Raw genomic sequence first — 9,485 nt, 5'->3', positions numbered from 1 at the left:
ATGAAGATGAAGATGAAGATGAAGATGAAGATGAAGATGAAGATAGTATGTAAGTGCTGAACGTTAGATTTTTATAATGTTTTATATTCTTTTAAAATTTTGAGGGTGTTTAGGGAAAACAATATGTTTAACTTCAACAATTAAAGCTTTGTAAGCTGTAACCTTTTGCCTATAAACTCTTGATCTATAGCGTCCTAAGCCGAATCGAGACCTTTTGGGTGAGTACACACTAACGTTATACGTTTTGGTGCATGCTACTCTTTTCGATCCCTATCACACCCTTGAGATATAGTGTAGGAAAATCAGGGTGGGATTGTTTCCCTTAAAATCACTTTTTTATTTCATTTTTTAAATTTTTTTTCATTTAAAGCCAAATTAGTGACAATTTTTTCAATTTAAAGAAAAAATATACTTTTATTCTTTCATTATAATCAAAAAATAAGGTTATTTTTACCAAAACCAACACTTATGATTTAATCATTGCACCCTCAGCACATCCGCCCACTGAGTAAGATAACTGGGCGATTTATGTGCCTGATTCATTTTCCAAGGTCGAGGCTGCTTATTCGTCAAAGGAGCCAAAACAATTCGATCTTTGCCATGCTCTTTGTTTATTTGTATCAATATATCCAGTAATTTTTGATTTTTAATGGTGCTCTGTGCATTGAAAAACAGATCTGGTACATATTGCTGCCGGGGAATTACATCTAGTAGCGTAATACCGGCTTTTTTGTAGCTGTGCCCTACTTTAAAGATACACTTTAATCCATATTGAACCGCTTTATTAATTTCCAGCAGATTGTCAGTGTAATCTCTCAAATGGACAATCGTATAGGGATGAAAATACTCAGCGTCTTGAAAGCGGTTAGTACGGATACTAACGCCGATCGATTTACATAACAGGCGCTGTGCATAAAGCCGCTCTACAGCCCGCTGGGTAAACTGCGTTAAGGCTTCACTCAGATTTTGCAAATCCTTAACAGGTTGTCCAAAGCTACGGCTACTAATAATATGCTGCTTATCGGGCACTTGATGTTCAAGTTCAATACAAGATATCCCTCGAAGCTCACGGACTGTATTTTCAAGCATCACTGAAAAATGTTGACCGAGTCGCTTATCATCAGCTTCAACCAAATCCATCACGCTGCAAATCTGCATTTGTTCAAGACGCTTTTGTAGCTTGCGCCCGACGCCCCACACCTCCCCTACATCGGTGTGTGCCAGCAAATCTTCAATCACACAGGGGTCTTCATCGACCATGTTACAGACACCATCAAATGCAGCATGGGTTTTGGCGAGGTGATTGGCCATTTTGGCTTGAGTTTTTGAGTAACCAATACCAATACAGCACGGTAGTCCTAACCATGTCTGTACGGTTTTTAAAATCTGGCGTGCATATTGACTGAGGTTTTCTCTGTGTTGATGGTCGGTCAGCTCCAAAAAACATTCATCAATGGAATAGATTTCCTGATCGTTCGGCCCGACAAAGTTAGCCAGAATATTCATAAAGCGTCTGGACATTTCGGCATACAGTGCATAGTTGCTCGAAAGCACGACCACGTGATGCCGACGAATTAAATGCTGAATCTGAAAAAGCGGAACTGCCATTTTAATGCCCAATGCCTTGGCTTCTTTAGAGCGTGACACGACACAGCCATCGTTATTAGACAAAACAACCACTGGGCGTTGATGTAATTTGGGGTCGAATACTCGCTCACAACTGACGTAACAATTATTGACGTCGACGAGCGCAAAAATACGCTGTTTCATGGACTTATCGCATTCGTTTAAGGTTGTAAGTCACTACACCCCAAATCACCAATTCTTGGCCTTCATCGATATAAATATCTTGAAAGTCAGGATTTTCGGCTTTTAGCCAGATTTTTGGAGGCTGAAAATGATGATCGATCATCAAGCGTTTGACCGTAAATTCATTGTCGACCATGGCGATCACAATATCGCCCGATTTTGCAGGAAGGCTACGGTCAACAATCAGTGGACCGTCGATATCAATACCTGCATCGAGCATGGAAAGCGAATTGGCCTTCACAATAAACGTGGCACTTTCGTTACGAATCAGATATTCGTTTAAATCGAGTCCCTGTTCGACGTGATCTTGTGCCGGCGACGGAAAACCTGCCGCAACGCGCTCAGTGGCAAGTGGAATCTGATAGATTTTGGCGGTATTGGGCTGAATCGCCTGTGCCTTGATCGAAGCTTTAAAATCGACCAGGTTATTGGTTTTTAAATTATCGAGCAGCCATTGTTTGATAAATGCCACTTGCGACTCAGGCACACGAATCACCTTAGTGGGTTCCTGAAATTTTGCCTTTCGACCCGCATTGGCGCGTGCACCGCCGTGCTCATTTTTATGTTGTTCAGCCATCATTCTCCTCCTCGCTTGACCATTCATCGTATTTTATTAATCTATCTTGAATTCGTTACAAATTCAAGTTGACGACGTTTTACTTTTGCATAACAATAGCCATGAGCAGATCAAATTATCAACAATATCTGGTGGAGCGTAACAATGAAAAAACAACGTGATGCAGTATTCGGCTATGCACAGGATTTACATGCTTACTATATTCAGTTTATTGAAAATAATAAGATTTTAGAAAATCGCTACGGCCTTGTATGCAACCTAAATGATGAAGATCAGGCCGACAGTATTATGACAACCTTGATACTAAAGAAATCCTTCTGGATGAATGGCTCGTCTTTGCACGACATTACCCGTGGACTACAGTTATTGGCACCGCATTTTAGCCATGCCTGTTAATGTTCAAGCTTTAAATGCTCAAACAATCCGGTTCTGCTGTTCGACACTTGCGAACCGGATGATGAGATGAAGTCTAATTTTCTATTTCAATTTTAAAAAATAAATTGATGTCACGCATCTAAATATTATTTTAATGCTTTTTTCAGGCTGATTTGGCACGCAAAATCATATTGGTTGCGGTGGCATGCGCATAGAGTTTTCCTTCTTCATCACGCAGATAGCCTTCAGAAATAATCAGGTTTTTCCCGATATTAATTACTTTCCCTTCTGCTATGAGCGGCGTATTAAACGGTACTGGACGGCACATTTTTATGGCCAGATCGGTGGTCCCATAGCCTTCTCCAGCAGCCAGAACCGAATGCGCTGAACATCCAGTGACAGAATCCAAAACAGTTGCGGCAAATCCGCCATGTACGCCACCTAAAGGATTGGTATGACGCTCATCGGCCAATGCACGCATGACAATTCGGCCAAACTCGGCTTCGACCAACTCACCCATTCCCATGGTTTTTGAAATTCCAGGAGCTGGAACCAAGCCTTTTTGAAATGCTTGCATCATTTCAAGCCCCGTCATTTGATGTGGGTTCATGTTATTTTCCTCGCAAATTCTTTCATCATGTAGTTAACCGAATCTATTTATTTTTCAGCAATATCAATATAAAACCTAAACCTAATTTTAAGTTCCAAAAAAGAACTAAACAAAACGTACAGCGGTATCACAACAGAGTCAATCTATAAAACCCTAGAATTCTTGACTAGCGAGTCTTTTAAGGCGATTTGATCATCTCGATAAAAAAAGCCTCAACGTGTGAGGCTTTTTTAATGATGCTGAAGTTTTACGAACAACGTACGCTCTGAATGGTAGGGCGTGTTTTGGCTTCGGTGGCGACTACGGACTGCGCCACAGCATCAATCACACGTTCCATTGCCATACTAGAAGCACGCACAGTTGCCTGAATATCACCTGCACCAGATGCCACTGGCTGCTGAAAAGTCATACGACAACTCATTTGACGATCGGCAATTTCCGCACTTCCCGCCGCTGCGGTTTTCACAGGTGCATTGATCGGTTCTTGTCGTTTGATAATCCAAGCCACCGCCACATCAATCATACGAGCATTCGATTTCATCTTTTCACCATTACCCGCGCTGATGATATCGAAATGAGAAAAGTCGGTTGCAATACGATACGAGACCTGCCCGCCAGTCATACCGCTGCTGTAGCGATCGACGGCGCCCAGCTTACGTTGTAATCCAGCCGACAGACTATCACGCAGTTCAGAGCTAAAGGTAGAGGTCCAGCGATCATTATCGAGTACCTTGGATTCGCCCGAAGGTTGCTGCAAGACCAACGGAATACGGTTGAGGCGGTCGGGCAACGCTACAGGAAGCACCTCAATGACTCGAACATTCGAGCTGGCCAAAGGCGTTACCTGAGGTGAAAGCGTATAATAGTTCGGTGTTGGCGAACTGCTACAGGCACTGAGAAGCCACGGTAAAGCCACAAATGTGACACATCCCAGTAGTCGACGACCCAGTGACACTGGGTGTGTAATCTTATTTATCATCATCATCCTCTGGTAATTTGCCGCGAATCAAAGATTCTGGATGTTGTTCAATATAATCCGCCATCAATTGCAAGGATGCTGCGGCGCGCGTCATTTGCTGTAACGCACGGCGAACATCTTGCTGCATTGGTGCATCACTCGACAAAATTGATTCGCTTGATTTCACAGTTTTACGTACTTCAGTGAGTGTGGCTTGCAAATCTGGTGCAACTTTTCCATCTAACTGTTTAACCAGCTTGTCGGTCGATTCAATAGCGGTATTCATGTTTTTCAGCGTTTTGCGGACATCTTGACCAATTTCAACCAGTGGGAATTTGGTGAGCTTGTCGGCAATTTGTGAAACCTGAGCCTGTAAGCCACTGAGTTCTGTTGGCGTGGTCGGAACTTCCACGACACCATTTGGTCGAATGATTAGATTTGCTGGTTTGGCTTTCGGGAACTTATCAAAGGCAATATAATTTTGGCCCGTTAGCAAATTCCCTGTGCGCATTTGAGCACGCCAGCCTTGCTGGATAAATGATCTGAAAATATCACCATCTGGATCGAGCTCTTTACCGTTGGCCAGACGCGACGGATAAATCAGCGCCTCAACCCGCATACGAAGCTGCGTATAATTGGCGTTGAATTCAACATTAATCGATTTCACATTCCCAATTTCTAAGCCCATAAAGTCAATCGGTGCGCCTGCAGTTAGACCACGAATAGAATGATTAAAGTACATAATGATCTGTTTTGGTCGGCCGTCTGGCTCTTTAAGCGCTTCTGCGCGTGAATCTGCCAGATTAAAACGACTGTGATTGGCCGCAACCCCCGCATTAGATGATTCAGGATAACCAAAGGCAATCCCGCCCGCCACAATACTGGCCAATGACTGGGTGTCTAAATTAAAGCCTGATGCATTGAGCGTGACATCAACGCCGCTGGCTTGCCAAAAGCGCGCATCGGTGGTGACAAATTTATCGTAAGGTGAGCGAACAAAGGTTTGTAACTCGACGCTCTTGCCATCTTGCGAGAGTTTATACGCTGTAATCTGCCCGACGTTGATGCGTCGATAATAAATCGGTGAGCCAATATCCAGCGAACCCAAATCACGTGCTTTAAGAAAATAGACTTTGCCGGGTACATCCGATGCCACCACAGGCGGCACTTCAAGCCCGGTAAATTCCTCTTGCTTCTCTTTGGACTTGCCGCCATCGACCTCGATATATGCACCCGACAATAAGGTATCAATGCCAGATACACCACTGGTTCCAATTCGTGGACGCACCACCCAGAAACGCGAATCTTTTGAGGCAAACTGGCTGGCGTCTTTGCGTAGCTCGATTTTGGCAATGACATGAGAGCCATCGTCAGCTAAATCAATTTGACGCACTAGTCCGATATCGACCTGTTTGTAACGCACAGTGGTTTTGCCTGCCACCAAGCCTTCGGCCGTACGGAACGATACATCGATTGTAGGCCCGGTGTTTAAAATGGCCTTAACCGCCAGCGAGAGCGCGATCAATAACGCCACAAGCGGAATAAGCCAGATCAGTGCCGGCCGCCACTTGCCTTTTCTCTTTTGTGGTTCAGGCAAGCCACGCGAAGTATGATTCGGATCTGGAACGGGATGTTCACTGTTTGGAGTATGCTCAGACATGCTTATCGTTCTTTTTAAAGGTCATTAAAGGGAAAATGTAATTCAATGGTGCTGCTCCATCATCGTGGTCGCTGTGCCTTGAGCTGTCTGGGACTGCTGTTTGGACTGTCCGGAATAATAGTTATCCCAAATCATTCGCGGGTCGAAACTCAAGGATGCAAACATGGTCAGGACTACCACGGCGCCAAATGCAACAGCACCCGGCCCAGCCAAGATCGTGGCCAGTGATTGAATCTGAATCAGCGCGGTGAGTAAGGCCACCACAAAAACATCAATCATGGACCAACGGCCAATAAACTCAACAATCCGGTATAAAATCGAACAATGCTCAGGCGAAAAACGCCAGCGTAATGAAGATTGCATGCGGACTGCAATCAGCAGGAAAAATAGAATAAATAGTTTAAGCAGTGGAATAAAAATACTGGCCATAAAGATGACCGTCGCCACCAGATAATCACCACTTTTCCAGAAGTAAATCACCCCACTCATGATAGTATCTTGCTGACTGCCCAATAATGAATTGGTAATGGTCATGGGCAATACGTTGGCGGGTATGTACAAAATACTTGCTGCCACGGCCAGTGCAAAAGTCCGGTTTAAACTACTGGGTTTTCGCGCATGCAATGCACTGTGGCATCGGACGCACTTAGGTATGCTCTCATCGGTATGCGAGATGTCGACATGATTGAGCAGCCCGCAACAATGACAACGCACGAGCGAAAGTTCATGCGCTCGAGGTGGATGCACAACGGAAACAGGACTGACCACATGCTGTTGCTGTGACTCATGTTGAGTACTCATGGCACCCTCCTGTCAATTTCATCCCACAGATCATTGATCTTAAACGATGCAATATAAACCAGTAACACACTCAATAGTGCAAATGCCCAAAGTGCAATACCCGGAATGACCACCACCATTGCGATCAGCTTGACCAGTGTCACCAGTACACCAATCAGGAATACCTCAATCATGCCCCATTCTCGAAAAAGAAACAGGGCTCTGAGTGCCACCAACAAATAAGAAGGACGCGTTTTAAATATACTCACCGAAGCCAGAACGTAAGTGAGTAACAATAAATCTAATAAAGGAACAATAAAGGTCGTGATCAGAATGAGCACCCCCACAAATGCCCGATCAATATGAAACATCGCCATCGCGGCACCAATGAGCGTGGTCTGAGAGGAATTCCCCTGCAATTCGACCTTTACAATGGGAAAACTATTGGCAATCGCAAATACAATCAGCGCTGTGAGCACCAGCGCTAGCAAAGTGCTGAGCGACTTGCTTCGTCGATATAATTCGGCACCACAACAGTTGCAGTAAGCACGTTCACCCGCAGCCAACGTGACCTTACGGTAAATAGCATCGCATTCTTCACACCCTGCCAATTCTGAAGGCGTAAAGGATTGTCCCTCTATAAAAATTGTCGGGCTTGATGGTAAGGCTGATGACTGCTCTGAAACATCTCGACTCATGGAGCACGTGACCCAGTATAAAAATTAAAGGCGCTATGAAATAAAAGTTGTCGCTTTGATATGTAGATGACTGACGTCCTGTACAAACTTATATTTCTTTTTCTTGTCCATCTTAACCGATGATCAAAGACTTGGCACACCATTCGAACAAAAAACATAAACGATGTCGCATAACAGCTTACTGAATGTTTGGCTTTTATATTTCCCTCTATTTTTAAGGCACAAAAAAGCACATGCCAGAACTCTTCTGACATGTGCTTGTACTTATATACAGTGATGGCCTAGTTTGGTTTAAACAACACCTTGCCTTTGCGGCCACTTTGGGTTGAAAGTCGTGCCGCTTCATCGACCTGATCAAAGCTTAAAATCGCCTCGACCGGAAGTTGCAATTGTTTACTTGCCGCCAGTTGAATCAGTTCGCTCAGTAGCTCACGTTTGTGTGCTGGCTCCATGTTCTTGCTCACGACACTGGCCCAAAACCCTTTCACCACAGCCTGCTTAAAAATCAAATCACCCGAAGGTAGCTGCATCGGTTCGCCAGTCATGCTACCAAAGGACACCAAGGTGCTGTCATCGCCTAATAAGCTCAGCACTTCAGCACTGGCCTGTCCACCAATTGAATCGACACCTGCTACCAACGTATGCTCACCGAGCAGGGTTTTAACCTGTGCTTTCCAGTCATCTTGTTCTGTAGCAACCACATGCTCAATTCCGAGCGCCGTCATTTCATCGACCGCACTTTGACGACGCACCAGATTGATCACACCAATACCACGAGATTTGGCAATCATGGCCACTGTTTTACCTACTGCGCCGTTGGCAGTGTTTTGAATCATCCATTGACCCGGCTGAATGCCAATAAAATCGAGTAACATCAGCGCGCTGATCGGCATGCCAATCAACTGTGCCGCGGTTTGGTCATCAATTTCGTCTGGCAATGGCACCACACCTGCCGCTGGTGCAAGAAAGTACTCTGCCCATGTGTTATGTACAGAGGCCACCGACACACGTTGTCCAACTTGAAGATGCTCAACGCCCTCACCCAACGCATCAATCAATCCAACCGCCTCACTGCCTCCAATTGCAGGAAGTTCAGGCTTATAACCATAGCGCCCGCGTACTGTCCAGACATCGTGGTTATGAATTGGGGTGAGAATTGTTTTGATACGTACCTGTCCCGCTTTTGGCTCAGGCACAGGCGCCTCTCCCAGTTCCAGTACATCGACAGGTTCACCAAAGGTTTTATGAAGTACGCTTTGCATATAAATTTCCTAAGTTTAAACAAGAATTAAAGAAGGATGAAATGTGGCCATATCGGCAGCGCACTTAGGCGCTACGCTGACTCAATAGTTTGAGCAAATGCTCTGCCACAGCTTCAGAACTGGCGGGATTTTGACCCGTCACCAATAGGCCTTCTTTTACGGTAAAGGACTGCCAATCTGCACCTTTTTCATAATGTGCGCCTTGGGCCTTAAATTCATCTTCAATCAAAAACGGTACAACATCAGTCAGTTGTACACCCTCTTCTTCACTGTTTGAAAAACCAGTTACATGCTTACCTTTTACAAACGAGCCGCCTTCTGGCGTTTTTACATTTTTAAGCACTGCTGGCGCATGGCATACCAAACCCAATGGTTTTTGATCTTGAGTGACCTGCTCGATCAGACGAATCGAATGCGGATCGTTGGTCAAATCCCATAGCGGGCCATGACCACCCGAGTAAAATACAGCATCGAAATCATCTGGATTGATTTGCGCCAGCGGAATGGTATTGGCAAGCTGTTGCTGTGCATCTGGATCTTCTTTAAAACGACGGGTTGAGTCGGTTTGAGCATCCGGATCGTCACTTTTTGGATCTAGCGGTGGCTGTCCACCTTGAGGAGATGCCAATACCAGCTCGGCACCTGCATCTTTAAATACATAATACGGCGAGGTAAATTCTTCTAGCCAAAAACCGGTTTTTTTGCCTGTAGAACCAAGCTGACTATGTGAGGTAAGAATGATTAAAATTTTCATTG

At 44.8% G+C, this 9,485-nt stretch carries 10 protein-coding genes; 1 reads left to right on the top strand and 9 read right to left on the bottom strand.

All coding sequences use genetic code 11. The features are described 5' to 3' along the window. Nucleotides 1–477: 477 nt before the first annotated feature. The gene (locus tag ADA42_RS08550; protein WP_048764662.1) at nt 478–1,770 is read right to left on the bottom strand and encodes a Y-family DNA polymerase; all 1,293 of its coding nucleotides are present in this window, start codon (nt 1,768–1,770) and stop codon (nt 478–480) included. Nucleotides 1,771–1,774: 4 nt separating this feature from the next. Beyond that, nucleotides 1,775–2,386, bottom strand: coding sequence for a LexA family protein (locus tag ADA42_RS08545; RefSeq protein WP_048764659.1), 612 nt, complete (start codon nt 2,384–2,386; stop codon nt 1,775–1,777). A 144-nt stretch (nt 2,387–2,530) separates the two neighbouring features. On the opposite strand from ADA42_RS08545, the gene ADA42_RS08540 reads away from it, so the two are divergent. Beyond that, a complete protein-coding gene (locus ADA42_RS08540) occupies nt 2,531–2,782 on the top strand; it encodes a hypothetical protein (protein ID WP_004939609.1) in 252 nt (83 codons plus the stop codon). Between the two features lie 142 nt (nt 2,783–2,924). Here the strand turns inward: ADA42_RS08540 and ADA42_RS08535 are convergent, their stop codons facing one another. The 7 genes from ADA42_RS08535 to ADA42_RS08505 all read right to left on the bottom strand — a co-directional run bounded on the left by ADA42_RS08535 (nt 2,925) and on the right by ADA42_RS08505 (nt 9,483). Beyond that, nucleotides 2,925–3,371, bottom strand: coding sequence for a PaaI family thioesterase (locus ADA42_RS08535; protein ID WP_004939612.1), 447 nt, complete (start codon nt 3,369–3,371; stop codon nt 2,925–2,927). Between the two features lie 247 nt (nt 3,372–3,618). Continuing rightward, entirely contained in the window at nt 3,619–4,350 is a 732-nt protein-coding gene (locus ADA42_RS08530; protein ID WP_048764657.1) for a PqiC family protein, read from the bottom strand. Further along, entirely contained in the window at nt 4,340–5,995 is a 1,656-nt protein-coding gene (locus tag ADA42_RS08525; protein ID WP_161798545.1) for an intermembrane transport protein PqiB, read from the bottom strand. The genes ADA42_RS08530 and ADA42_RS08525 overlap by 11 nt, the downstream gene beginning before the upstream one ends. Nucleotides 5,996–6,031: 36 nt before the next feature. Next, nucleotides 6,032–6,790, bottom strand: a complete 759-nt coding sequence (locus ADA42_RS08520; protein ID WP_004948828.1) for a paraquat-inducible protein A — start codon at nt 6,788–6,790, stop codon at nt 6,032–6,034. Continuing rightward, a complete protein-coding gene (locus ADA42_RS08515) occupies nt 6,787–7,467 on the bottom strand; it encodes a paraquat-inducible protein A (RefSeq protein ID WP_004939629.1) in 681 nt (226 codons plus the stop codon). The genes ADA42_RS08520 and ADA42_RS08515 overlap by 4 nt, the downstream gene beginning before the upstream one ends. Nucleotides 7,468–7,748: 281 nt before the next feature. Beyond that, a complete protein-coding gene (locus tag ADA42_RS08510) occupies nt 7,749–8,729 on the bottom strand; it encodes a zinc-binding dehydrogenase (RefSeq protein WP_004948832.1) in 981 nt (326 codons plus the stop codon). 64 nt (nt 8,730–8,793) lie between these two features. Continuing rightward, nucleotides 8,794–9,483: a type 1 glutamine amidotransferase domain-containing protein gene (locus ADA42_RS08505; RefSeq protein ID WP_004939637.1), complete on the bottom strand. Its 690-nt coding sequence runs from the start codon at nt 9,481–9,483 to the stop codon at nt 8,794–8,796. Between the last annotated feature and the right edge of the window lie 2 nt (nt 9,484–9,485).

It is taken from the genome of Acinetobacter sp. 243_ASPC (assembly GCF_001054715.1).
Taxonomy (GTDB): Bacteria; Pseudomonadota; Gammaproteobacteria; order Pseudomonadales; family Moraxellaceae; genus Acinetobacter; species Acinetobacter soli.
This window is presented reverse-complemented; position numbering and strand designations above follow the sequence as displayed.